The 24542-nt window shown below is 71.3% G+C and carries 26 protein-coding genes; 12 read left to right on the top strand and 14 right to left on the bottom strand.

Translation table 11 applies throughout. The annotated features are described in order from the left end of the window. The first annotated feature begins 125 nt into the window (after positions 1-125). The 3 genes from ACWEVP_RS48070 to ACWEVP_RS48060 all read left to right on the top strand — a co-directional run bounded on the left by ACWEVP_RS48070 (position 126) and on the right by ACWEVP_RS48060 (position 5752). Positions 126-2417, top strand: a complete 2292-nt coding sequence (locus tag ACWEVP_RS48070; RefSeq protein ID WP_452069312.1) for a glycosyl hydrolase family 95 catalytic domain-containing protein — start codon at positions 126-128, stop codon at positions 2415-2417. Positions 2418-2442: 25 nt separating this feature from the next. Beyond that, positions 2443-4716 (top strand): glycosyl hydrolase family 95 catalytic domain-containing protein, encoded by a 2274-nt coding sequence (locus ACWEVP_RS48065; protein WP_452069311.1) that lies wholly within the window; start codon positions 2443-2445, stop codon positions 4714-4716. A gap of 82 nt (positions 4717-4798) precedes the next feature. Beyond that, positions 4799-5752, top strand: a complete 954-nt coding sequence (locus tag ACWEVP_RS48060) for a peptidylprolyl isomerase (RefSeq protein ID WP_452069310.1) — start codon at positions 4799-4801, stop codon at positions 5750-5752. Here ACWEVP_RS48060 and ACWEVP_RS48055 read toward each other — a convergent pair whose 3' ends face one another. From ACWEVP_RS48055 to ACWEVP_RS48040, 4 genes are all read right to left on the bottom strand, one after another. Next, complete coding sequence (locus tag ACWEVP_RS48055; RefSeq protein WP_452069348.1) at positions 5753-6058, bottom strand: aromatic-ring hydroxylase C-terminal domain-containing protein; 306 nt, start codon at positions 6056-6058, stop codon at positions 5753-5755. It abuts the gene before it with no gap. A 67-nt stretch (positions 6059-6125) separates the two neighbouring features. Beyond that, positions 6126-6542, bottom strand: a complete 417-nt coding sequence (locus tag ACWEVP_RS48050) for a siderophore-interacting protein (RefSeq protein ID WP_452069309.1) — start codon at positions 6540-6542, stop codon at positions 6126-6128. A 138-nt stretch (positions 6543-6680) separates the two neighbouring features. Continuing rightward, positions 6681-7562: a PDR/VanB family oxidoreductase gene (locus tag ACWEVP_RS48045; RefSeq protein WP_452069308.1), complete on the bottom strand. Its 882-nt coding sequence runs from the start codon at positions 7560-7562 to the stop codon at positions 6681-6683. A 1-nt stretch (position 7563) separates the two neighbouring features. Beyond that, positions 7564-8184 carry an MSMEG_1061 family FMN-dependent PPOX-type flavoprotein gene (locus ACWEVP_RS48040; protein ID WP_452069307.1) on the bottom strand — a complete coding sequence of 207 codons (621 nt, stop codon included), beginning with the start codon at positions 8182-8184 and terminating at the stop codon, positions 7564-7566. A gap of 66 nt (positions 8185-8250) precedes the next feature. Here ACWEVP_RS48040 and ACWEVP_RS48035 point away from each other — a divergent pair, with 66 nt between their 5' ends. After that, entirely contained in the window at positions 8251-8868 is a 618-nt protein-coding gene (locus ACWEVP_RS48035; protein ID WP_452069306.1) for a TetR/AcrR family transcriptional regulator, read from the top strand. Between the two features lie 16 nt (positions 8869-8884). Here the strand turns inward: ACWEVP_RS48035 and ACWEVP_RS48030 are convergent, their stop codons facing one another. Continuing rightward, the gene (locus ACWEVP_RS48030) at positions 8885-9313 is read right to left on the bottom strand and encodes an iron chaperone (protein WP_452069305.1); all 429 of its coding nucleotides are present in this window, start codon (positions 9311-9313) and stop codon (positions 8885-8887) included. 107 nt (positions 9314-9420) lie between these two features. Here ACWEVP_RS48030 and ACWEVP_RS48025 point away from each other — a divergent pair, with 107 nt between their 5' ends. Beyond that, positions 9421-9996, top strand: a complete 576-nt coding sequence (locus ACWEVP_RS48025) for a TetR/AcrR family transcriptional regulator (protein ID WP_452069304.1) — start codon at positions 9421-9423, stop codon at positions 9994-9996. A gap of 475 nt (positions 9997-10471) precedes the next feature. Here the strand turns inward: ACWEVP_RS48025 and ACWEVP_RS48020 are convergent, their stop codons facing one another. Further along, positions 10472-11050, bottom strand: a complete 579-nt coding sequence (locus ACWEVP_RS48020) for a LuxR C-terminal-related transcriptional regulator (RefSeq protein WP_452069303.1) — start codon at positions 11048-11050, stop codon at positions 10472-10474. A gap of 23 nt (positions 11051-11073) precedes the next feature. On the opposite strand from ACWEVP_RS48020, the gene ACWEVP_RS48015 reads away from it, so the two are divergent. After that, entirely contained in the window at positions 11074-12042 is a 969-nt protein-coding gene (locus tag ACWEVP_RS48015) for a histidine kinase (RefSeq protein ID WP_452069302.1), read from the top strand. On the opposite strand, the gene ACWEVP_RS48010 is transcribed toward ACWEVP_RS48015, so the two are convergent. Next, on the bottom strand, positions 12005-12688 hold the full coding sequence (locus ACWEVP_RS48010; protein ID WP_452069301.1) for a TetR/AcrR family transcriptional regulator: 684 nt from the start codon (positions 12686-12688) through the stop codon (positions 12005-12007). The two genes, ACWEVP_RS48015 and ACWEVP_RS48010, sit on opposite strands and share 38 nt — an antisense overlap. A 96-nt stretch (positions 12689-12784) precedes the next feature. Here ACWEVP_RS48010 and ACWEVP_RS48005 point away from each other — a divergent pair, with 96 nt between their 5' ends. After that, a complete protein-coding gene (locus ACWEVP_RS48005; protein WP_452069300.1) occupies positions 12785-13879 on the top strand; it encodes a serine hydrolase domain-containing protein in 1095 nt (364 codons plus the stop codon). 10 nt (positions 13880-13889) lie between these two features. Here the strand turns inward: ACWEVP_RS48005 and ACWEVP_RS48000 are convergent, their stop codons facing one another. From ACWEVP_RS48000 to ACWEVP_RS47970, 7 genes are all read right to left on the bottom strand, one after another. Continuing rightward, positions 13890-14612, bottom strand: a complete 723-nt coding sequence (locus ACWEVP_RS48000; protein WP_452069299.1) for a polysaccharide deacetylase family protein — start codon at positions 14610-14612, stop codon at positions 13890-13892. A gap of 59 nt (positions 14613-14671) precedes the next feature. Next, the gene (locus ACWEVP_RS47995; RefSeq protein ID WP_452069298.1) at positions 14672-15244 is read right to left on the bottom strand and encodes a hypothetical protein; all 573 of its coding nucleotides are present in this window, start codon (positions 15242-15244) and stop codon (positions 14672-14674) included. Positions 15245-15269: 25 nt separating this feature from the next. Further along, positions 15270-15779 carry a hypothetical protein gene (locus ACWEVP_RS47990; protein ID WP_452069297.1) on the bottom strand — a complete coding sequence of 170 codons (510 nt, stop codon included), beginning with the start codon at positions 15777-15779 and terminating at the stop codon, positions 15270-15272. 61 nt (positions 15780-15840) lie between these two features. Next, entirely contained in the window at positions 15841-16503 is a 663-nt protein-coding gene (locus ACWEVP_RS47985; RefSeq protein ID WP_452069296.1) for a hypothetical protein, read from the bottom strand. A 12-nt stretch (positions 16504-16515) separates the two neighbouring features. Beyond that, entirely contained in the window at positions 16516-17397 is an 882-nt protein-coding gene (locus tag ACWEVP_RS47980; RefSeq protein WP_452069295.1) for a DUF2589 domain-containing protein, read from the bottom strand. A 273-nt stretch (positions 17398-17670) separates the two neighbouring features. After that, positions 17671-18477 (bottom strand): NAD-dependent epimerase/dehydratase family protein, encoded by an 807-nt coding sequence (locus ACWEVP_RS47975; RefSeq protein WP_452069294.1) that lies wholly within the window; start codon positions 18475-18477, stop codon positions 17671-17673. A 26-nt stretch (positions 18478-18503) separates the two neighbouring features. After that, positions 18504-19307 (bottom strand): IclR family transcriptional regulator, encoded by an 804-nt coding sequence (locus ACWEVP_RS47970; protein ID WP_452069293.1) that lies wholly within the window; start codon positions 19305-19307, stop codon positions 18504-18506. Positions 19308-19460: 153 nt separating this feature from the next. On the opposite strand from ACWEVP_RS47970, the gene ACWEVP_RS47965 reads away from it, so the two are divergent. The 5 genes from ACWEVP_RS47965 to ACWEVP_RS47945 all read left to right on the top strand — a co-directional run. Further along, positions 19461-20966, top strand: a complete 1506-nt coding sequence (locus ACWEVP_RS47965) for a sodium:solute symporter family protein (protein WP_452069292.1) — start codon at positions 19461-19463, stop codon at positions 20964-20966. A gap of 52 nt (positions 20967-21018) precedes the next feature. Further along, positions 21019-21954: a 5-dehydro-4-deoxyglucarate dehydratase gene (locus ACWEVP_RS47960; protein WP_452069291.1), complete on the top strand. Its 936-nt coding sequence runs from the start codon at positions 21019-21021 to the stop codon at positions 21952-21954. Next, positions 21954-23210: a glucarate dehydratase family protein gene (locus ACWEVP_RS47955; RefSeq protein WP_452069290.1), complete on the top strand. Its 1257-nt coding sequence runs from the start codon at positions 21954-21956 to the stop codon at positions 23208-23210. The genes ACWEVP_RS47960 and ACWEVP_RS47955 overlap by 1 nt, the downstream gene beginning before the upstream one ends. A gap of 4 nt (positions 23211-23214) precedes the next feature. Then, a complete protein-coding gene (locus ACWEVP_RS47950; protein ID WP_452069289.1) occupies positions 23215-24342 on the top strand; it encodes a hypothetical protein in 1128 nt (375 codons plus the stop codon). Positions 24343-24357: 15 nt separating this feature from the next. Next, the coding region (locus ACWEVP_RS47945; RefSeq protein WP_452069288.1) for a hypothetical protein at positions 24358-24542 on the top strand (185 nt) is incomplete at its 3' end.

Genomic DNA, 24542 nt, shown 5'->3' with positions numbered 1-24542 from the left:
TACATCGGATGTATCTGCCGCTTTCCGGGTGAATCCTCCTGGCTTTTCGGGACCCCCTCTGCAAGTATGGCCGCACGCCGCCAGCTGATCTCGTCAAACGTAGTATGTATCCGAAGGGATGCTTCATGGACGCAGTGTCGCGGCGTACGGTGCTTCGCTCGGCATCGGTAGCGGTGGGGGCTGCTGCCTTCGGTGGGCTCTGGGCCCGCGGAGCCGCGCCCGCGCTCGCCGCCGGGAACCCGCACCGGGAGGTCGCCGGTGATGCGCGCATGGTCTGGAAGCGACTGCCCCGGAACTGGCAGGAAGGCCCGTTCCTCGCCAACGGCTTCCTCGGCGCCCAGGTCTACGCCGGCGACACGCCCGGCACCCTCAAAGTCATGCTGAGCCACACCCAGGTGCAGGACCAGCGGATCCAGTGGGAAGCCGGCATCGGCCTGTCCCGCCTGCCGATCGGCTACCTCACGCTCACCCTGGCCGGCGCCGTCACCGCCGTCGACTGGACGCTCGACCTCTACAACGCCGAGCTCGGCGGCACCATCACCACCACCCGCGGCTCGGTCGCCTTCTCCGCCGTCGTGCACAACGACCTCGGCGTGCTGCTCGTCTCGCTGACCCCGAGCGCCGGCGAAGCCACCGCCGCCTGGGCCTTCCGGCCGCTGGAGTCCGCGACGACCCGGACTGTCCGCAAGCCGCCCGAGTACGTCGCCAACCCCGCCCCCGAGACCGCCGACGGGTACTGCGCGCAGCCCCTGCTCGCCGGCGGCGGGTACACCACGGCGTGGCGCGAGCGGGCGATCGGCACGAGACGGCTGCTCGCGGCCACCGTCGCCTACAGCTTCCCGGGCACCACGCACACCGCGGACGCCGTCGGGGCGGTCGGGAAAGCGCTTGCCGCGAACCCGGACGCCCTGCTGGCCCGGCACCGCCGCTGGTGGAACGACTACCACCGCCGCAGCTTCGTTTCGGTGCCGGACAAGCAGGTCCAGCGCTTCTACTGGATCCAGCTGTACAAGATCGCCAGCGCCACCCGCGCGCACGGGCCGGTCGTGTCCGAGTGGGGACCGTGGTTCCCCGAGGTCGGCAACAGCTGGACCGCGGTCTGGTGGAACCTCAACGTCCAGGTCACCTATCCGATCGTCAACAGCAGCAACCACCCCGAGCTCGACGCCGTCACCGAGACCTTCCGCCGCGACCACGCGAATCTCGAGACGTCGGTGCCGCCCGCCTACCGCGACGGCGGCACCTACGCGCTTTCCCACCCGGGAGACTGGCGGCTGCGGCCCGGCGGCACGCGCTCGGTCGGCGTCCCCGGGACGACGTCGAAGACCGACCAAACCGGGAACCTGTTGTGGGGCCTGCACAACGTCTGGCTCGCCTACCGCCACCACCTGGACACCCGCGTCCTGCGCGACGTCCTGTACCCGACGCTGGCGAAGGCCCTCAACTTCTACCGCCACTTCCTGGTCACCGGCCCGGACGGGCTCCTGCACCTGCCGCTGACCCGGTCGCCGGAGTACGCCGACGCGTCCGACTGCACCTACGACCTGTCGCTGATCCGGTGGGCCGCCCGGACGCTCGTCGACACCGCGCGGATCCTGCGTCTCGACGAACCGCGCGTGCCGGCCTGGCGGGAGATCGGCGCGAAACTCGTGTCCTACCACGAACATCCCGCGAACGGCGTGCTGATCGGCGACGGTGTCCCGCTCGCCGCGTCGCACCGGCACTTCTCGCACCTGCTGTGGCTGTACCCGCTGCGGGAGAAGGTCTGGGACGCACCGGCCGACCGCGATCTCATGACCCGGACGTTCGACCACTGGGCCGCCGACCAGTCCGCCTGGCACGGCTACAGCTACGCGGCCGCGTCCTCGATGAAGTCCGTGATGGACGCGCCCGAGGAAGCGTTGCGTTACCTGAAGGTCTTCCTCGACCGCACCATCGTCGCCGACACCGAGCTGACCGCGAACACGATGTACCGCGAGGGCGCCAATTTCGCCGTCGAAAGCCCGATCACCGCCGCCCAGTCCGTGGTGGACATGCTGCTGCAGGGTTCCGGTGGTGTGCTCAAGGTTTTCCCGTCGGTGTCGGCGACCTGGCGGGACGCCTCGATCGACGGCCTGCGGGCGGAGGGCGCGTTCCTCGTGGACGCCTCCCGCCGCGACGGCCGGACGGAGTTCGTCCGCGTGCACAGCGAAGCCGGTGCACCCCTGGTCCTGCAGCACGGTGTCGCCGGCGACGTCGACGTCCGCGACGAGCACGGCCGCCGCCTGCCGTGGCGCCCGGCCGGGCCCGGGCGGATCGCGATCGGGCTGCGCCGCGGCGGCACCGCCGTCGTCACCCCGAGGGGCGGGCGACCGGACTGCGCGCCGCGGGACGTCCCCGCGCTCGGCCCCGCTCCGGCGTGGGGCCTGCCGAGCTGAACCCGCTCTTCGACAAGGAGGTCGAATGGACATCACCCGCAGAACCGTGCTCGGCGGCGCCCTCGCCGGGATCGCCGCCGCCGGCTTGACCCCCGCGTTCGCCGAAGCGGCGCCCGGCGGCGACGACTTCGGCTGGGCCGGATTCCTCGGTACGGCCGACCTGTACTGGCGGCGAATGCCGAAGGCCTGGTACGAAGGGCCGTTCCTCGGCAACGGGTTCCTCGGTTCGGGCATCTACGCCGAGCCGGGGGCGAACGCGATCCGGTTCACCGTTCAGCACAGCCAGGTGCAGGACCACCGGCCGGAGTTCGGCTCGCTGTTCGGCCTGGCACGGCTGCCGATCGGGTACTTCACCCTCGAGCCGGTCGGGGCGATCACCGCGGTCGACTGGCGGATGGACCTGTGGAACGCCGAGCTGACCGGCACGATCACCACGGCCGCGGGCAGCCTGAGCCTGCGCGCGATCGTCCACACCGGACAGTCGTTGCTCGCCGTCGAAGTCCGGCCTTCCGAAGGGGAACGCGGGTTCGGGTGGGTGTTCCACCCGGCGGTCGCGGTCAGCCCGCGCGCCGATCCGGTGTGGAACAAGCCGCCACCGGACGGCTACACCGCGAACCCGCCGGTACAGCTGAGCGGCAGCGGCGACGCGCGGCTGGCCGTCCAGCCGCTGCTGGCCGGCGGCGAGCACGTGACGGCGTGGCGCGAAACCACCCGCGGTGGCGCCCGCACGCTGTACACGTCGGTGGCGTGGTCGCACCCGGTGAAGACGGCGGTGGCGCGGGCGCTCTCGACCGTCCGCCGGGCTCCCGCCTTCGGTGCCCTGACCCAGGACCACCGGCGCTGGTGGCACGACCACTACCGGGCGAGCTTCCTGTCCATTCCGGACACGAGGCTGCAGAGCTTCTACTGGATCCAGCTGTACAAGGTGGCCTCGGCCGCCCGGCGCGAAGCCCCGGTGATGGCGACGTCGGGGCCGTGGCTGGAGAACACACCGTGGCCGGCGACGTGGTGGAACCTCAACGTCCAGCTCGAATACTGGCTGATCCACGGCTCGAACCACCTGGAGCTGGACGCCGTCAGCTACGCGCTCGACAAGTACCGGAGCAACCTGACGAGCCAGGTCGCCGCACCGTACCAGGTGGATTCGGCGGGCATCCCACGCACGACCGACATGACGCTGCTCAACGGCCTCTCGAACGCCACCAGCGGGTTCCCGGTCGGCATCCCCGGACAGGCCACGCCGACCCCGGAGGTCGGCAACCTGACGTGGGCGCTGCACAACGTGTGGCTGTCCTACCGGCACACGATGGACCGGCGGCTGTTGTCGGACACGCTGATCCCGTTGCTGCGCAAGGCGATCAACTACTACCTGCACTTCCTCGCCCCGGGCGCGGACGGACGGCTCCACCTGCCGCCGACGTTCTCGCCCGAGTACGGCGTCAACGCTCCCGACTGCAACTACGACCTCTCGCTGATCCGCTGGGGCTGCAAGACGCTCCTGCAGCACGCGCCCGGCGACCCGCTGGCGCCGAAGTGGCGGAACGTCCTGGCGAACCTGGTCGACTACCCGGCCGACGCCAACGGGTACATGATCGGCGCCGGCGTGCCGTTCGCGAAGTCGCACCGGCACTACTCGCACCTGCTGCAGATCTACCCGCTCTACGACATCACGTGGGAGCAGCCGGAGCACCGGGCGATCATCGAGACGTCGCTGAACCACTGGGTGGGCTTCGAAGGCGCGCTGCAGGGCTACACGTTCACCGGGGCGGCGTCGATCTCCGCCCAGATGCTGCGCGGTGAGCAGGCGGCGTTCTACCTCGGCGAGCTGCAGCAGCGGTTCATCCAGCCCAACACGATGTACAAGGAGTCCGGGCCGGTCATCGAGACTCCGCTGTCGGCGGCGAAGTCCGTGCAGGACATGCTGGTCCAGAGCTGGGGTGGGGTGCTCCGGCTGTTCCCGGCGGTGCCCGCGGCCTGGGGCGACATCGCGTTGCGCGACTTCCGGACCGAGGGGGCGTTCCTGCTCAGCGCGTCCCGGGCGGCGGGGAAGACGCGGTGGCTGAAGGTGCACAGCGAAGCCGGGGCGCCGTGCGTGCTGCGGCCGGGCATCGACGGCGAACTGGCGGTGACCGACGCGCGAGGCCGGTCGCGGCGCTGGCGCCGGCTGGCGAACGGGGACGTCCAGGTCGAGCTGGGGCGCGGCGAGGACGCCTTCGTGTACCGGAAGGGCGATCGGCCGGACTTCGCGGTGCGCCCGGTCGCGCCCGGCGGGGCGAGCACACCGTGGGGGCTGCCGTGAGGTGATTCGCGGCTCCTTTCCGGATTCCCCCACGGCGGGCGGACCCGCCCGGCACAATGGGCGGCTGACGAGGGGAGCGCGGATGAGCGAGCCAGGGGATCGGCGGGACGGGGCACCGCCGCCGGGTCCGGGGTACGGCGGTGGGCCGCACTACCCGCGGCAGCCCCACCAGTATCCGCGGTGGCAGCCGCCGGTGCCGCCGAAGAAGACCTCGCCCGCCGCCGTCGTGCTGATCACCGGTTCGGTCGTCGTCGTCATCGTGATGGCGCTGGCCTTCCTGGCCTGGGGCTCTCCCGGGTTCCTGCGCGACGACTTCCCCGAGGCCGCGCTCGGGACCGGGCCGGCGCGGTCGTCGTCCCCGCCGTCGGCGACCACGTCCGCCCCGAGCGCCGCGTACACGTTGCCCACCAACGGCCGGGCCCGGATGCCGCGGCGGCCGAAGCCGCTCGCTGACCCGGTGACCTGTGCGTTCACCCCGGATCCCACGTCACCCGCGCCGAAGGAGGTCGCCCCGCCGCCCGACGGCCCGGCGCCGTCGTCCGGCACCGTCCCCGTGCGGCTCGCGACGAGCGCCGGCACCATCGGGCTCACGCTCGACCGTGCGCTCGCCCCGTGCACCGTGGTCAACTTCCTGAGCCTGGTGCAGCAGGGGTTCTACGACGGCACGTCCTGCCACCGGCTGTCCGTGACGTCCGGGCTGCAGATGCTCCAGTGCGGCGACCCGGCGGGCGACGGCACCGGCGGCCCCGGCTACACGATCCGCGACGAGGTGTTCCCCGGGCTGACGTACGGCCGCGGCGTTCTCGCGATGGCGAAGTCGGCTCAGCCCGACTCGGGCGGCTCCCAGTTCTTCCTCGTCTTCGGCGACACGCGGATCTCGCCGGAGTACACGGTGTTCGGCAGCATCGACGACGCCGGCCTCGCCGTCCTGGACGAAGTCGCCCGCGGCGGCATCGACCCGGCGAAGCCCGGCATCGGCGACGGCAGCGGCCCCCCGAAGGTCCCGGTCACCTGCACCCGGGTCACCACACCGTGATCAGGGCCGGTCGAGCAGCGTCCGCAACGCCGTGACCAGCGAGCCCGCCGCTGCCGGGGACGTCGTGCGGTGGCGCCGGGCGACGTAGCCGTCCGGGCGCACCAGGAGGCAGCCGTCCTCGTCGATGCCGCCTAGCCGCGCCCAGTCGCCGTACGCGCGCAGGTCGAGGCCCAGCTCCGCGCCCACCTTGGCCGCGGCGTCGCGCCCTGCCGTGCCGGTCGGCCCGGTCAGCGCCGTCCCCGGCGGCCGACGACGTCCAAAGTGGACACCCGGCGGCCGTGCGGGCCGGCCGGCCCCGTGCGGCAGCTTCGCGCCCGGCTCGGTGCTCGGCCGGTGGGACAGCCCGGGGTCGCGGTCCGGCCGGGGCCGCGGATCAGCCGGGCGCGGCCCGGCCCTGGCGCCAGTAGCCCAAGAACGCGATGTCGCCCTTCGGCCGGCCGCGCTCGCGGACCAGGTGCCGCCGGACGCCCGTCGCCAGCGCGCTTTCCCCGGCCACCCACGTGTACGAGCGTTCCTCCGGCAGCTCCGCGGGCTCGATCGTCTTGAGCGCCGGCGTGCCCGGACGGCGGCCGGGCTCGTCCCGCGGCAGCCAGTGCACCCGCGCCCCCGGCGGGGCCCGCACCGGCCGGACGTCCGCCGTCGACGGCACCTCCAGGAACACCTCCGCCACCAGGTCGGACGGTGCGCCTTCGAGGATCGCCGGTATCGCGGGCAGCGCGCTCTCGTCGCCGGCCAGCAGCTGCCACGACACCCCGGGCGGCGGCAGGTAGCTCACGCCCAGGTCGAACACGCCCGCCGGATCACCGCCGCCGCGACTTCGGCATCATCAGCACCTCGGCCATCCAGCCTGGTCGTCGCCCACGACGTCGAGGTCCTCGAGCGCGGCGCCGCATCCGGCGTGAGGCGGGGCGACGCACCTTCGGGAGCATCAGACGTCCAGGACGAGCCGGGGCGACAGCGCGCGCGACACGCACGGGTACATCCGCCCCGCCGGCGCGCCGATGTCGTCGCGGTGCTCGGGATCGCCGTCGAGAACGGACAGTTCACAGCTCCCGCAGACGCCCTCGCGGCAGCCGGCGGGCACCGGCTTCCCGGCGTGCTCCAGCACGTCCAGCAGGGACTCGTCGGCGGGGACCGGGAGGGTCTGCCCGGAGCGGGCGCACACGACCTCGAACGCGGTGTCCGGCCGGAAGGCGCGCTGGGCGGGCTGGAAGCGTTCGGTGTGCACGCGCGGGAACAGCGCTTCGGCCGCGTCCACCATGGACGCCGGGCCGCAGCAGTGGACCTCCGCCGCCGGGAACTCCGCCGCCAGCGCCGCGAGATCCGGGCGACCGTGGTCGAACAGCCTCACGCGATCGCCGTACTCGGCCCGCAGTTGCGCGGCGAACGGCATGGCCGAAGGCGAGCGGCCCGCGTACACCAGCGTCGCCGCGGGGCCGGCGGCCCGCAGCATCGGCACGATCGGCGTGATCCCGATCCCGCCGGCCAGGAACAGGTACTCGGGCGCGGGCACGAGCGGGAAGTGGTTGCGCGGCAGGGAAACCGAGAGCGTCCGGCCCGGCCGCAGGAACAGGTGGACGTACTCGGAGCCACCCCGGCTGAGCGGGTCGTGCCGGACGGCGATCCGGTACGCGGAGCGGTCGGCCGGGTCGCCGCACAGCGAGTACTGCCGGGTCAGCCAGTTGGGGAGCTCCAGGTCGATGTGCGCGCCCGGCTCCCACGGCGCCAAAAGCCCTTCGTCGCCGCGCAGCACCAGGGAGACGACGTCGTCGGCGACGCGCTCGACGCGGTCCAGAACCGTCTTCTGCATGTCAGTACAGCTTCCGGTAGCCGTCTTCGAGCAGCTGCTCGAAGAGTTCGGGGTCGGCGCCCATCTGCTCGGCGGCGATCTCGCCGACCGAGGGCAGCTCCGCCGCGAGGGCCTGGCTCGCCGGGTCCCACAGGCGCGACCGGATCAGCGCGCGGCCGCAGTGGAAGTACACCTCGGCGACGTCGACGACGATCGCGAGGATCGGCGACTTCGCCTCGGTGCGCATCCGGGCGAGCACGTCCGGGTCGTCGGTGACGTACGCGCTCCCGTTGACGCGCAACGTCTCCCGCATCCCGGGGACGAAGAACAGCAGGCCGACGCCGTCGTTCTCGGCGATGTTGCGGAAGGAGTCGGCGATCTTGTTGCCGGGCCGGTCGGGCAGCGCCAGCGTGCGCTCGTCGAGGACCTTCACGAACCCGGGGTAGTCGCCGCGGGGCGAGCAGTCGGTGCGGCCGTGCGCGTCGGCGGTGGCCAGCGTGAGGAACGGCGAGTGCGCGATGAAGCGGCGGGCGTGCCGGTCGACGCGGTCGCCGATCTTGGCCTCGATCATCGCGTCGGGGGCGCCCAGGCGGGCCCGCACCTCGTCCATGGTCACTCGGGGCAGCGTGTTTATGCTGGTCATGACACAATTATGAGTAAATACTCAGATCTTGACTACTCGCTTTCCACGCTCGCCGCAGGAGGGGCCGTGACGCCGGACCAGCGCCGCATCCAGCCACGTAAACAGCCGCGTCAGATCCGCGCCGAGCTGACCCGGCAGCGGATCCTGACCGCGGCTGCTCACGTTTTCGCCGACCACGGCTACGCCGCCGGCACCACCAACCGCATCGCCGAGCGGGCCGGGATCTCGATCGGCTCGCTGTACCAGTACTTCCCGAACAAGGACGCGATCCTCGCCGAGCTGCTGACCCGCCACCTCGACGACGGCACGGCGGCCGCGGCGAAGGTCCTGACCGGCCCGCTGCCGGAGTCGATCGAGGAGATCTTCCGCGTCTTCGTCCGGCTCGCGGTCGAAGCCCACCTCGACGACCCCCACCTGCTGCGCATGCTGATCGAGCAGGCCCCGCGCTCGAACGAGCTGCTCGAGCGGATCGGCCGGGTGAAGCGGGACATGGTCGGCCACACCCGCGAGCTCCTGGAGGGCCACCCCGAGGTCCGCGTCGCCGACACCGCCACGGCGGCCCGCCTGGTCATCGCGACGGTCGAGCTGGCCGTCCACGACCTGCTGGCCGAGCCGGACCCGATCGACGCCCGGCGCCTCGAGGACGAGATGGTCGCGATGCTGACCCGCTACGTCACGAGGTGAGCCGACGGGCGCGGCCTCAGCTCACCGCCCGGGTCACCAGTTCGGTGATTCTCTTCTCCACCGCGGGCGTCACGTCGGTGAGGGCGAAGCCGGCCGGCCACATCGGGCCGTCGTCCAGGTTCGCCTGGTCGCTGAAGCCGAGGGTCGCGTAGCGGGCCTTGAACTTCTCCGCGCTCTGGAAGAAGCAGACCACTTTGCCGTCGAGCGCGTAGGACGGCATGCCGTACCAGAGCTTCGGCTCCAGGACCGGGGCGTGCGCCGTGACGATCGCGTGGACGCGCTCGGCCAGCACCCGGTCCGCCGGGGCCAGTTCGGCGATCTTCTCGAGCACGTCCCGCTCCGCCTGAGCCGCCTTGTCCGCCTGGGAGGCGCGGCGGGCGGCGGTCTTCAGTTCCTTGGCGTGCTCCTTCATCGCGGCGCGCTCTTCGGCCGTGAACGTCCCCATGGTGGCTCTCCTTCGATGCATCGACACGGTGCGTGCCGTTAAGCGTCATCATGGAGAGGGGTGGCCGACCTGTCAATGGCACGGTGCGTGCCGTTAGGATCGGCGGCATGGCCGAGGAACCGCGCCGTCGCGGCGCCGCCCGGACCGACGAACTGCTCCGCGTGACCCTCGAACTGGTGGCCGAGGTCGGGTACGCGGGTCTCACCATCGAGGCCGTGGCGCGCCGGGCCGGCGTCGGGAAGCACACGATCTACCGGCGCTGGCCTTCGATGGCGGCACTCCTGCTGGACGCGCTCAGCCGCGTGTGGACCACCGACCTCGACTACCACGACACCGGCGACGTCCGCGCGGATCTGCGCGAGCAGTTCCTGCGGTCGGCGCCCGCGCTCGCCGCCCCGCCGATCGGGCCGGTCTACCGCGCGGTGATCGCCGAGGCGCAGGCCGACGAGGCGCTGCGGGCCACGCTGCACGAGAGATTCCTGCACACCGTCGAGGAACGCACCCTCGCCCGGATCACCCGGGCCCAGGAGGCCGGGGAGCTCGTCGGCGGCGTCGACCTGACGTTCCCGGCCGAAGTCCTGTGCGGCACGCTCTACTACCGCTACCTGCTGTCGACGCGCGTCGCCGACGAAAAGACCGTCGACGCCCTGCTGGACATGTTCATGGCCGCGTACGGGACTTAGCCAGGCGCTCGGCCGCCTGGACGCGGACGGCCTCGCGCCGCACACCGGGGGATCGCCGTGCAGCGCTTCCCAGCGGGCGTTGTGCACGGCGGGCCAGAGGCTCGCCGCCCACGCGGTCTCCTGCTCCTCCTCGGTGAACCGCCGTCCCCGAGCTCCCGATCGGAGCGAGCGTCGGCGGCGAGGCGCCGGCGAACGTCCCGGACGCCGCTCCCGCCAGCGAAGGTTCTGGGCCTCGAAGTCGGTGTGGCCCAGCACGCGCGGCAGGTTCGTGGCCAGCAACCGCGCGCGGGCCCGCTTCGCCGTCTCGACGACGTGAGCGGGCACGCCGAGCAGCATTTCGCCACCGGGCCGCGATTCTTCCGCGTGGACGGCCAGCGAGCCGCCGTCGGCCAGCCGCAGCCCGACCACCTCCGACAGCGAACGGCGCTCGAAAAGCACTTCGACCGGGACGCTCCCGAGGTGCACCACGCCGGGATCATCGGTCCCTGGCCACGAGCGCGGCCTGGGTGCGGCTCGTGACGCCCAGCTTGGCCAGCACGTTCCCGACGTGCACCTTGACCGTCCGCTCCGCCAGCCGCAGCCGCTTCGCGATGTCCCGGTTGGACAGTCCTTCGCCCAGCAGCTCCAGCACGTCCCGCTCGCGCGGCGTGAGCGAGCCGCCCGTGCTCAACGCGCTCGCCGCCGCCGGGCTCAGCGCGGTGACGCCCTGGTGCGCGGCCCGGACCGCGGCGGCCAGCTCGTCGCCGCTCGAGTCCTTCAGCACGAACCCGGCCGCGCCCGCGGCCAGGGCTTCGCGGATCTCGCGGGGCCGGCCGACCGTGGTCAGCATCAGCACCCGCGGCGCCGCCGGCGGCAGGCGGCGCAGGACTTCGAGGCCGTCCATGCCGGGCAGGTACAGGTCCAGCAGCACCACGTCCGCGGTGACGGGCGAGGCGAGCAGCTCGGGGCCGCTCGCGTACTGCGCGACGACGTCGAGGTCCGGCCGCGCCCCCAGGACCAGGGCGATGCCCTCGCGCACCAGCGCGTGGTCGTCGACGACCTGAACCCGGATCATGGGCGCACTCTACTGTCGGCGGCATGCGCCAGAGTTCCGTCACGACGGCCGCGGCCGGCGCGGTGTTCTTCGCCAGTGGCGCCTGGACACCACACCAGGGGTGGATCGCGGCGCTGTTCAGCTCGGTACAGCTGGTCCCGTTGCTGTGGTCGCGGCGCGCGCCCGCCGTCGTGCTCGTGGTCGTCACCCTCGCCACCGCCGGGCACCTGCTGCTCGACCATCCGCGCAACACGATGTACGTGCCGGTGCTGCTCGCGCTGTACAGCACGCCGCAGCGGTGGCTCGCCGCCGCGGCCGCGCTGACGGTGGGGATCGTCGTCTACCCGGCGAAAGGTCCGTTCGACGGCACGCTCCTGGCCGTGACGATCTGCGCGGTCGCCTGGCTGCTCGGCGCCGAACGCCGCCGCGCGCTCGCCGACCGGGCCGAGCGCGCCGCCCGGCGGCTGCACGACACGCTCGCCCAGACCACCGCCGTGATGCTGGTGCAGGCGGAGACGCTGCGCGCGGTCGGCGACCTGACCGAAGCCGACCGCGAGCGCCTCGACACGCTGCTGGCCGCCGGCCGTGGCGCGCTCACGCTGGTCCGCCGCACGCTCGACGACCTGCGCGACGACGCCGACCGGCCCCCGGACCTCGCGGAGGTGCTGGCCCGGCTGCGCACGGCGGGCCTGGTCCTCGACCGCGACCCGGTGCTGCCCGCCCTGCCGCCCCCGGTGCGGGAGCTGGCCGAGCGGTTCGTCGCGGAGACGGCGGTGAACGCGTTGCGGCACAACGGCCCCGGCGTCCGGCTGCGGCTGGACGTCGAAAACGGGGACGGGGTGACGATCACCGCGCGCAACACCCTGAAGGGGACTCCGCGCACCGGTGCGGGGTACGGCTTGGCGGGACTCGCGGAGCAGGCCGCGGCGGCCGGGGGAGCGGTGCGGCACGGGCCGCGCGAGGGCGAGTGGGTGGTCAGTCTCGAGGTGCCGGCCCTGCGGGTCGCCCACTGACCGCGGCCTCGATGTCGGCGAGCTGGGCGGCGACGAGCTCTTCGAAGGCCGCGCGGCGGTCGGCCCCGAGCGGGCGGACGTCGCGGGCGAAGTGGGCCAGGGCGGGGAAGCGCTCGGGGTCGGCGCCCAGCACCGCGACGCGGAACAGCTCCATGCCCTGCTCGTGTTCCTCGGGGGTGACGGTGCTGACGCCGGCCTCGGACGAGATCAGCGCGGCGAAGAGGATGGCGATCCGGTGGTAGCGCGCCGGAATCTGCTGGTCGGGCAGCCCTGACGCGCGCAGCGCCTGCAGCACCTCCTCCATCACCAGCCGGGACCCCGCGCCGCTGGAGGCGTAGCGGCCCCACACCACGGCGATCTGCGGCTGCTCGCCGAACGCCTCGCGCAGGCGCAGGGCCAGCGCGGTCAGACGCTGCTTCCAGTCGCCTTCGGGGCGGTACCCGGTCATGGCGCCCACGAGGATCCGGTCGGCGAGTGCGCGCAGCAATTCGGTCTTGGTGCGGAAGTGCCGGTACAGGCTCGAGGAGTCGGTCCCCAGCTCCGCGGCGAGCTTGCGCACGCTGAACGACTCGGCGTCGCCGCGCCGCAGCAGGTCCGCCGCCGTGTCCAGGATCTCCTCGGTCGTCCAACGCCTTCGGTTCGCCATCTCGTCCTTTCGCCGACCGTCAGCATAGCCTATGCACTTGCTGTTGCACGCGGTGCGTGCATAATGAGGACACTTCCCTTTCCGAAAGGAGTCCCCATGGATCACGCGCAGCTGGACGCCGCCCTGGCCGCGGTCCACCACGCCGGCGTGCCGGGCGTGTTCGCCGAGGTGCGGGCCGGCGACCGGGTCTGGCGCGGCGCCGCCGGGGTCGCCGACGTCGAGACCGGCCGCCCGGTCACCGCCGGCCTGCGCCACCGCGTCGGCAGCGTCACGAAGACGTTCACCGCCGCCGCGGTGCTGCGCCAGGTCGAGGCCGGCCGGATCGGGCTCGACACCCCGATCGGCCACTACCTGCCTTCGCTCGTGCCCGGCGACCGGGGGCGGGCGATCACGGTCCGGATGCTGATCGACCACACGAGCGGGCTCGCCGAGTACCTCCCGTACGCCTACCCGAGCCTCAAGGCGTTCCCGGACCTGGCGTCCACCCGGCCGGACAGCCTCGACGACCACCGGTGCACGCGGTTCGACCCGGTCGAGCTGATCGGGCTGGGCGTCGGCGCGCCGCCGGTCGGCCCGCCCGGGGTGTACTCGAACACCAACTACCTGCTGCTGGGCCGGCTCTTGGCGCACGTGACCGGCGGCAGCGCCGAGGACTGCATCACCCGGGACGTCATCGACCGCGTGGGGTTGCAGCACACGGGGTTTCCCACCGGAACGCACGTCGAGGGGCCGCACTCGAAGCTCTACGAGTCGTGGTTCGGCATGGTCGACCCGCCGCGCGACTACAGCGTCTTCGACATGTCGTGGGTGGGGCCGGCGGCTTCCCTGATTTCGACGGTCTCGGATCTCAACCGGTTCTTCGCGGCGTTGCTGGCGGGCGAGATCGTCTCCCCGGCGTCGCTGGCGCAGATGCGGCGGACGGTCCGGATCGTTTCCCAGGAGGGCAAGCTGATCGACTACGGACTGGGCCTGCACCCGGTGGAGTCCACGGGGTTCTGGGGCCACGGCGGCACGGTCTGGGGCGGCGGAACGCTGGCCGCGGCCCGCGCGGACGGCGAGCGGCAGTTCGCGGTGGCGGTGAACCTCCAGCGCTGGAACCGGCTCGACGAGTCGGGCCGGCCCCAGCCGCACCCGATCGACGGCGCGCTCGCGGCGTTCACCCGGCTGGCGATGGGCGGCGAGCCGGAGTGACCACCCGACGTCAGCCGATCAGCCGGGACACCGTCACGAACCGGTAGCCCCGCGCCGCGAGCCGGTCGATGATCGGCCCGATCGCCCGCCGGGTCTGCTTCCGGCTCGCGTACATCCCGTGCAGCAGCACGATCGAGCCCGGCCGGACCCGGTCCACCGTCGCCGAAACGACGGTCGCCGCGTCCGGCGTGCCGTCGGAGTCCGGCTCGACGTCCCACGTGATCGTCGTCCGGCCGTGCGAAGCCAGGTAATGCGGCAACGCGAAGAGCTTCTTGCCGTTCGGCGGCCGGAAGAGGATCTCGCCGGTGTAGCCCGTCGTGCGGATCAGGGCGTCGGTGGCTTCGACCTCGTCCGCGACCCAGGCCGGTGTCACGCCGATCATCCGTTCGTGGCTGAAGCTGTGGTTGCCGATCTCGTGCCCCGCGGCCGCGATGTCGTGCGCGAGCGCGGGGTGCGCGGCGATGTCCCGGCCGATGAGGAAGAAGGTGGCCGGGACCTGACGGCTCTTCAGGGTGTCGAGGATGGCGTGCGTGCCGGCCGGGTCCGGCCCGTCGTCGAAGGTGAGCGCGACGACCTTCTCCGTCGTTTCGACGCGGTCGACGAGCTTGCCGAAGAACTGGAACGTCCGCGACTTCGAGATTTCGAACAGCGAGCCCGCGCCGGCGAGCACGACGACCAGCGCGCACGCCACCACGATGGCCCACTTCCGCGCGCGGCGGGATTTCAAGATCATGCGGCCACCCTGGCGAGGACCCGGTAACGCGGGAAGCCGCGAAGGTACTAGTACCGAAGTCAGCGACCGTCGAGCGACCAGTGCGGTGGATCGGTCTTCAGCTTGCGGACCGCGAAGAAGTCGGCTCCGACCGTGTGCAGTTCCGCGTTGCCGCTCCCGGTCCGAGGCGCGGTGGCGATCTCCCACAACCTCGCCGTGCCGGGAATCCGGAGGAGGAGCACCCCTTTCCAACCGATGGTCATGTCGATTGCTGTGCCGCGCGTGTGGTTCGACGTCAGGCTGGCGATGTGGACTATGTTCGCGAGCTGCACCATTTCCATGGCCGCGGCCCGGGATACGCGCTCGTCGCCGTGGTCCCAGTCGATCGGCACGTCGCCGCGTCGGGGGACGCGGGCGGCCTCGATCATGCCGTGCGCGACCTTCCAGCTGTAGTGCATCAGGTAGGCGCGGGCCGGGTGGCGCAACGTGCTGGAAACCGAGACGGAGGCACCGCCGAGCCTGAGGGCGTCGACGAATTGCCTCACCGATCTCGCGAAAGCGGGCTTCAGGTCGTCGAGAGATCGGCTGTTCGGGTAGTCACGCGCGTGGAGTTTCCACCATTCACCGCCGCTGAGGTTGCGCTTGAGGGGCATGGGATCTCCTGGCCGTTCGGGTGCACTACGGTGTCAGGTCGGCGAACCGCCGGCTTAGCGCGATGACGGTGTCCCGGCTGCCGAGGATGGCGTCGAGCTGGATGATCCCGACCCGGAGTTCGGGATCGTCGAAGACCGCCCGGTAAACCGCCTGAGCCTGACGGGAATCGGTTTGGCCCGCGCGCGGGACGACGATGCCCTTGTGCACGGCGAGAACGACCACCCGCCGGGCGAGGACGTCGGCCTCGTCCAAGCGGGTCCGGGTGGGGGCCACCTGGTCGTGCACCAGTTCGACGACCTCCTTGATGGCACGCACCGCGGTGTTCGCACGTTCGATGCCGCGGAGCCGCCGGGTCGGCTTGGCGGGACCGGTGGTGGTGTTCGCGGGAGACGCCGTGTCGAGCAGGGCCCGCACCGCTGCGACCCGCGCCGAGGCGGGCAGCCGGTTGTTGCCGAGCGCTACCTGCAGCCGATGCAGCCACTGCTGCGTTGCCGGAACGAACGCGGTGGCGTCGTTCTCGCGCAGCTCGAGCACTTGGGCGGCATCGAGGACGATCTGCTCGAGCTCCTCGACCTGGAGTATGCCGAGCACAACGTCACTCCGGGAGCAGGCGAGCGGAGTCCGGGGCGAGTTCGTCGACCACCACCCACTCGACGGCGTTCTCGGTCAGCGAGAGTTCCATCTGGACGATGTGGGTCGCCTCCTGCAACTGGGCGTCGGTGACCAGCACGTTGATCCGCGGCGGCGTGGGGCGCAGGGCGTTCAGGGTTGTCCGCAGGCTGCTCTCGAGCCCTGCGGTGAAAGCGCCGATCGTGGCATCGGGTGCGTCCGGAAGCTCTTTGGTGACGGCGTTGCTGAGGTCGGCGGCGAGCTCCGTCGGCGACGGCACGGCATCCGGGGCCGCTTCGAGCGCGTCGATCCTGGCGTCGAGCACCTTGTCCACCCGCCGCCGAGCGGCCTGACTGATCGTCAAGGCGTTCCTCGCCAGGTGATCGTTCACCACGGCGGTGAAGAGGGGCTTCAGCTGCTGCGTATCGACGCGCTGAGGCTGGTCGGTTCCGGCTGGTTCCGAACCGGAGACCGCCACTGGGACTCGCATGGTCAGGGTCGGCAGCCGGAAACGCGGCACGGGGAAGTGCTTGAGCAGCGGGTCGCGGGCGTACAGCTCGGCGGCGCGGATCGCTTCCTGGTCACTGTGCATCCGTGCCAACGTGATCTCCGAGATCAGCCGACCGAGGAAGTCTCCCAGATACGGCATGGGCTGCGCCTCCTACTGCACGACCGGTGCGGGCGCCGAGACGGGCTGCGACTTGATCGCGTCCTCGAGGATCCCGAGCATCCGTTCCATTCCCGCCGGCATCTCGTCCTGAACGGCGGAGATGTGCACGGCCAGGGTGTAGGTTCGTTCGACGTTCATTCCTTCCTGGGTGGTCTTCTGGTAGGACGCCGACACCTTCAGCCTCGCCGATCCCCACAGCCAGCCGGCGCGGGCTTCGAGCTCCCCGTCGACCTTGACGCTTTGATCCGTCTTGCGGTATTCGACGGAGTTGATTTTCGCGTTGAAATCGATCGTCGTGCTCTCCACCCGGATGTACGGGATGGGCAGCAGAGTCAGGATCGGCACCTCGAGTTGCATCTGCTGGATCTGCGCCGCGACGGCCGGGGTGTTCGCGATAGCCGCCGCCGTGGCGCCGGTGCCGCCTCCGCCGCTGAGAGTGACCTGGGGATTCGTGGTGTAGCCGGTCCCGCCGTTGTTGATCGTGATGCTTTTGACCGTCCCGCCGTCCACGACAGCCGTGGCCGACGCTTGCGTGCCGCTGTCTCCCGGCTGATCGATCTGGACCGTCGGTGGGCCGGTGTAGCCGGAGCCGCCGTTCGTCACCGCGATCGAGGCGATGCTGCCGTCGCCCGCGCCCACGGCCGGTCGGTATGGGGCGATCTCCTTCGGGTATCTGAAACTGACGTAAATGGGATCACCGGTCACCGTCCGGTCCGGATCCTGTTCCGAGGCTCTCTTCGTGAACCCGACTTCTTTGATGAAGTTGACCGAACTGATCGCGGCTTGCGCCTGAGCGTTCACGACCGCGATCAACGGGCCGCCGAGCATGGCCTCGAAGTTGATGCTGGACAGTTCTTCACCCGGTGTCGGCATGATCCATCACCTTCCGATGCGACGGCGTTCGAGGGGTGCAGGGTTGAAGTCGTCCATGCGGGTGCCCGTTATTACGGTTCCGGCGGTTGATTCTGATGAATCAACCGATCGGCTCAATGTCGTTGCCGGCCGAAAACGTCATATTCCGCTGCGCGTTGATTTCCGCTTTCGGACGCGCTCGGTGATTCTTCGCGGCCGCGCGTAACCCAGAAAGCCGTGAAGGCGCCCCACCGGCCCATCGGGGTCGGGAGACGCCTTCACGGCGGCCGCGGCTCACAGCGGGTTGAAGACACCCAGGGGAGCGGTGCAGAACGGGCCGCCCACGTACTCGGCCGCGATCCCGGTCGGTGCGGGGCGGTCGGCCAGCTGTTCCGCGTACACCTCGGCGTCGTCCAGGGACTTGTAGCCCAGCGCCTCCGCCTCGGCCAGGGAGTAGATCCGGCGCGTGTTGTCCGAGACGCCCCAGATCAGCCGGTACCCCGGCGACGGCGCCGAAAGGCACGCCTCGAACAGCCGGGCGCCGTCGTCCGGGGACAGCCATGTCGTCAGCCCCCGGGGGCCCAGCGGCAACGGCGTCTCGAAGCACGAGCCGATCCGGATGACGATCACGTCCATGCCGAACCGCGAGTGGTAGAGGCTGCCCAGCGCCTCGATCGCCGCCTTGGAGACGCCGTAGTACGTGTCCGGGCGCGGCGAGGAGTCCGCCGGGAGGTCCTCGTCGTTGCGGCGGAACCCGACGGCGTGGTTGCTTGACGCCAGGATTACCCGCTGCACGCCCGCCGCCCGGGCCGCCTCCAGCACCGTGTGCGTGCCGTTGATGTTGACGTCCAGGGTCGCTTCCCACGAGTTTTCGCGGCTGTGCCCGCCGAGGTGGATCAGCGCGTCGACGCCTTCGCACGCCGAAGCCATCGCCGCCGCGTCGGTCACCGAGGCCGTCACGATCTCCTCGGAGGCGTCCGACGCCGTCTGCGAGGCGACGTCGAGCAGGCGCAGCACCCGGCCTTCGCGCTTCAAGCGGGGGCGCATCAGGGTGCCGACGACACCCGCCGACCCGGTGATGAGCACACGCTGGTCCGTCATGGGGTTCCTCTCGGTAAGGGCGGCGGTCAGCGAATTCCGGCGCGGCGCAGCTGCTGCCCGAGCTCGGCGGTGGTTTCGGCGAGCAGCTCGCCGACGCGACGGGCGTCGGCGTCGGTCACCTGGGCGATCGGCATCGAGCAGCTGATCGCGTCCGTGCCCGGGATCCGGTAGGGGATCACCGCGGCGACGCACCGGACGCCCAGCGTGCCCTCCTCGACCTCGGCGGCGTACCCGCGCTCGCGGGTCGCGGCGCACTCGGCGTGCAGGCCTTCGAGGGTGGTGATGGTGTTCGGCGTCAGCGCGGTCAGCGACGCCGGCAGCATCAGCGCCTCGATCTCGTCGTGCGTCAGCTCGGCCAGCAGCGCCTTGCCCAGCGCGGTCGCGTGCGCGGGCAGCGTGCGCCCGACGCGGGAGACGAGGTGCGTGGACCGCTGCGACTCGCGCGTCTCCAGGTAGACGACTTCGGTGCCGTTGCGGCGCGCGAAGTGCGCGGTGAACCCGGTCTTCTCCCGGATCCGCTCCAGGGCTTCGGTGGCGAACGGGACGACGGCGTCGCGGTCCAGGTACGCCGTGCCGCAGATCAGCGCGCGGACGCCGAGGCGGTAGCGGGCGGTGTTGGTGTCCGCCTCCAGCCAGCCGGCTTCCAGGAGCGTCCGCAGCAGGCCGTGCAGCGACGAGCGCGGGAAACCCGTGCGCGCGTGCAGGTCGGACAGCGACAGCCAGACGTCGTTCGCCGCGAACGTCTCGATGAGGTCGACCGCCCGGCGCGCGGACTTCACGCCCGACGATTCGGCGGGAGCACCCTCGGCCGTGTCCACCTTCTGCGGCATTTGTGCTCCTCCGTCCGGCCGTTGACTTGTGACTCCGGCCATATTAGCGTCCCGAACAACGTTCTTATGGATGAACATAATCACTATAACAGACTCCGTTCATAGATGTGAACAGTGAAACCACATCGTCGTGGACGCGGAAGGGAGCCTGCGGTGCACGCACTCGACTGGACGATGGTCTGCGCGTACTTCGCGCTGATGATCGTGATCGGCTGGTGGTCGCACAAACGGGTCAGCGACGTGAAGGACTTCTTCACGGCCGGCGGGAAGATGCCGTGGTGGCTGGCCGGGATCTCGCACCACATGTCCGGTTACAGCGCCGTGCTCTTCGTCGCGTACGCGGGCGTCGCGTACACCAGCGGCGTCACCGTGTACTTCTGGGGCTTCGCCAGCATCGGCATCGGCGTCGGGATCGGCAGCTGGCTGTTCGCCGCGCGCTGGAACCGGCTGCGCTCGAAGCTCGGCGTCGCCTCACCGCTGGAGTACCTGGCCAAGCGGTACAACGTGCCGACGCAGCAGGCGCTCGCGTGGAGCGGCAGCCTGCTGAAGATCTTCGACATCGCGGCCAAGTGGTTCGCCGTCGCGACGCTGCTGCACGTCTTCGCCGGGCTCGACTACAACCTCGGCATCCTCATCACCGGCGCGGTCACCCTCGTCTACTGCACCATCGGCGGGCTCTGGGCCGACGCGCTCACCGACTTCGGCCAGTTCGTCATCCAGGCCATCGCGGCCGTCGTGATGATCGTCGTCGTGCTGGGCAAGCTGGGCGGCATCTCCGCGCTCTGGACGATCTGGGACAAGCTGCCCGAAAGCCACGTGAACCCGGTCACGTCCAAGTACACCACCATCTTCCTCCTGGTCTACGTGCTCGTGAAAACGCTGGAGTACAACGGAGGCATGTGGAACCTGGCGCAGCGGTACATGGCCGCGCCGAACACCCACGAGGCCAAGCGCGGCGCGCGGCTTTCGTCCGCGCTGTACCTGTTGTGGCCGCTGGTGCTGATGTTCCCGATGTTCGCGGCGCCGCTGCTCATCCCGGGCATCAAGGACCCGACGCAGTCCTACGCGATCATGACGACGACGTTCCTGCCGCCGGGCCTGGTGGGCTTGGTGCTCGCCGGCATCTTCTCGCACACCATGGCGATGGTCTCCTCCGACGCCAACGCGATCTCCGCGGTGATCACCCGCGACATGATCCCGGCGATGGTCCGCCGCGCCCGCGGCTGGACCGACGTCCAGGGCCTGAAGGCCGCCCGGATCACCACGGTGATCTTCGTGGCGCTGACGATGCTCGTGGCCACGCAGGCGCAGAACCTCGGCGGCGTGCTGCAGATCGTCGTCAACTGGGTCGCCGCGCTGATGGGCCCGATCTCGATCCCGCTGCTGCTGGGCATGCTGCCGTGGTTCCGCAAGTGCGGCCCCCGCGCGGCGCTGATCTCCTGGGCGGGCGGCCTGATCGACTACGCCCTCGTGTACTACGTGTTCAACGCGAACCAGACCGTGCTGATCGCGACACCGATCCTGGTCTCGCTCGCCCTCTACGTCGGTCTCGGCCTGCTCGCCCCCGAGCGCAGCGCGGCCGCCGATGAGATCGTCGACACCGTGAACGCCGACGACGACGTCGACCGCACGAAGGAAGGCACGACCGTGCCCGCTTGACCGACGCCGGTCCACCCCCGGCCGCACCCGACAAACGGAGAGCAGAAAACAGATGGCACAGACCGAGATCGCGCTGGACGGCCTGCTGGCGTTCCCCTTGACCCCGTTCACCGAGGACCTCGAGGTCAACCTCGACGCGCTCGCGGAGAACGTGGAGAGCCACATCGCGGCGGGCGCCGGCGCCCTGTTCGTCGCGTGCGGCACCGGGGAATTCAGCTCCCTGTCGCCGGCCGAGCACGCCGCGGTGCTCGCGAAGACCCGTGAGGTCGCCGCGGGCCGGGTCCCGGTCTGGGTGGGTGCGGGCGGCGGTGCCGCCTCGGCGCGGGCGGGCGTCGCCCTCGCCGAGGCCGGTGGCGCGGACGGCGTCCTGCTGCTGCCGCCGTACCTGGTCACCGGGCCGCCGGCGGGACTGGTCGACTTCGTCCGGTACGCCGTCGGCGACTCGTCGGTGCCGGTGATCGTCTACCACCGCGGCACCGGCGTCTTCACGGCGCAGACCGCGGCGGCGCTGCTCGACATCCCCTCGGTCGTGGGCCTCAAGGACGGCTACGGCGACGTCGAGGTGATGACCCGGATCGTCACCACCATCCGCGCGCTGGACACCGAGCGGGCGCGGAAGTTCCTGTTCTTCAACGGGTTGCCGACCGCGGAGGTCTCGGCCAAGGCGTACGCCTCGATCGGCGTCGCCCGCTACTCCTCGGCGGTGCACTGCTTCGCCCCGGAAATCGCGCACCGGTTCCACCGCGCGCTCGGCGAAGGTGACACCCGCGTGATGGACGCGTTGCTGACCGGCTTCTACCTGCCGCTGGTGGCGCTGCGGGACGAGACGCCCGGCTTCGCCGTCTCGCTGGTGAAGGCGGCCGCCCGGCTGCGCGGCGACAAGGTCGGCCCGGTCCGGCCGCCGCTGGTGGAGCCGACGCCGGAGCAGATCCACCGGCTCGAGAAGATCGTGGAGGACGGCTTCGTCACGCTGAAGGGCCTCGGCTGATGAAGATCCTCGATGTGGTGCTGACGCCGGTCGCGTTCGCCGACCCGCCGCTGCTCAACGTCATGGGCGTGCACGAGCCGTTCGCGCTGCGCAGCGTCGTCCAGGTGAAGTGCGAAGACGGCATCGTCGGGCTCGGGGAGTCCTACGGCGACTCCGCGTTCCTCGGCGAGGTGCGCAAGGTGCTGCCGCAGCTGCGCGGCCACGACGTCTTCGACCTGCCGGGTCTGCAGCGGCTGGTCGCGCAGGCGTTGTCGGGCACGGTCCTGACGGACGCGCACGGGCTGATCGGCGGGTTCTCCATCCGTAAGACCGTGGCGAGCGTGTACTCGCTGTTCGAGGTCGCCTGCCTGGACGCGCAGGGGCAGTACCTCGGCCGCCCGATCACCGACCTGCTCGGCGGCAAGGCGCGCGACGCCGTCGAGTTCTCCGCGTACCTGTTCTACAAGTACGGCAAGCACGTCGACGGCCGCGAGGACTCCTGGGGCGAGATCACCACACCGGAGACCCTGGTGGGGTCGGCGAAGCGGATGATCGACGAGTACGGCTTCCGCTCGATCAAGCTCAAGGGCGGCGTCTACGAACCGGCGCAGGAGGTCGAGGGCATCCGCGCGCTGGCCGAGGCGTTCCCCGGGCACCCGCTGCGGATCGACCCGAACGGCGCCTGGACGGTCGAGACCGGCATCCGGGTGGCCGGCGAGCTCGACGGTGTCCTCGAGTACCTCGAGGACCCGACGCCGGGGATCGAGGGCATGGCCCAGGTGGCCGCCGAGGCGTCGATGCCCCTGGCCACCAACATGTGCGTGGTCAACTTCGGCGACATCGAGCCGGGCTTCCGGGCGCGCGCGATCGGCGTCCTGCTGTCCGACCACCACTTCTGGGGCGGCCTGCGGGCGACGCAGTCGCTGTCGACGACGTGCGAAAGCTTCGGCGTCGGCCTGTCGATGCACTCCAACAGCCATCTCGGGATCAGCCTGGCCGCGATGGTGCAGGTCGCCGCGGCCACCCCGCACCTGACCTACGCCTGCGACACGCACTGGCCGTGGAAGGTCGAGGACGTCATCGAGCCGGGCGTGCTTTCCTTCCGGGGCGGGGCCGTCGAGGTGCCGACGACGCCGGGTCTCGGCGTGAAGCTGGACGAGGACGCGCTGGCGCGGCTGCACGAGAACTACGTCCGATGTGGACTGACCAAACGAGACGACGTGACCTACATGCGCAAGTACGTTGCCGGGTTCGAGCCCAACACGGCGAGGTGGTGACCCGGTGAAGGTCACGGGCTACGCCTACCCCTGGGACGTCCTGGAGTCCGGGTTCGTCTCGCGCGTCCAGGACTTGGGCGTCGACGAGGTGGCCGTCGCGCTGTCCTACCACAGCGCCCGCGCGGCTACGCCGTGGTCGGCTTCGCGGACTTCGGTCGTCGCCCGGCACGCGGCGTTCTACCGGCCGGTTTCCGAGGGGTGGGGGACACTGCGACCGTCCACTCCGGACTGGGTCTCGCCGGAGGACTCCGGGGGCGACGCCGTCCGGCTGCTCACCGAGGCCGGGATCCCGGCCGCCGCGTGGATCGTGCTGACCCACAACTCCCGGCTCGGCTACGAGCACCCGGACGTCGTGGTGCGCAACTGCTTCGGCGAGCCGTACCCGTGGGCGCTGTGCCCGTCGCAGCCCGCGGTGCGCGAGTACGCGGCGACAGTGACCGCGCAGGCCGTCGCCGGGCTGGAGCTGTCGTCGGTGATCCTCGAAGCCTGCGGGCCGCTCGGCGCGGTGCACCAGCACCAGCACGAGAAGACCGACGGCGTGTGGGCGCCCGCGGTGGCCCGGCTGCTTTCGGTCTGCTGCTGCGACGCGTGCGCTGCTGCCTGGGACGTCGACGCGGACACCGTCCGGGCCCAGCTCGTCGAGGAGGTCCGGCGGCTGGTCGCCACCGGTGACCTGGGCGTCACGGCCGACGGTCTGCCGCCGTCGTTGACCTCGATGCTGCTGCGGGTCCGGCAGGACGCCACCGATGCCTTGCGGGCCGCCGTTTTGGCGACGCTGCCGGCGGGCATCCGGATCGTGCTGCACGGCGCGCTGGACCCGTGGGTCACCGGCGCGCTGCCGGGGCTGACGCCGTCGGCCGCGGAGGACGTCGACGCGGTCGTATTGTTCGGCTGGGCGCCCGCCACGGGTGCCGAAGCCGTCGCGGCGGCCCGGGAGGCCCTGCCCGAGCGGGTCGCGATCGGCAGCTACATCACCGCGGTCGCCGCCGCCCCGGTGCCGGACATCGCCGCGTACGCGGGCGAGCTGGCCAAGGCGGGCGCCGCGGAGCTGCACCTGTACCACCTCGGACTGGCCGGTCCGGGTCGCTGGAGCGACCTGGCCACGGCCACCGCCGCCGCCCATGAGAACTGAGGAGCTGTACCCCACATGAGCCAGGCCACCGACGCCGCCACGCTCGAGAAGATCCTGGCGGCCGCCGCCGCGGCCGCCCGCCCCGCCGCCGCGGCCACCCCGGCCGAGCGACGACCGGGGCGCTCAAATCACCGCCTCCGACACCAGCTCCGCCAGCTGCTCTTCGGTGTAGCCGAGCAGTTCGCGGTAAACGTGCTCAG

Source organism: Amycolatopsis sp. NPDC003865, assembly GCF_053605345.1.
Note: the sequence above shows the minus strand (reverse complement) of the source record. Positions and strands in the feature narration are given on the sequence as shown.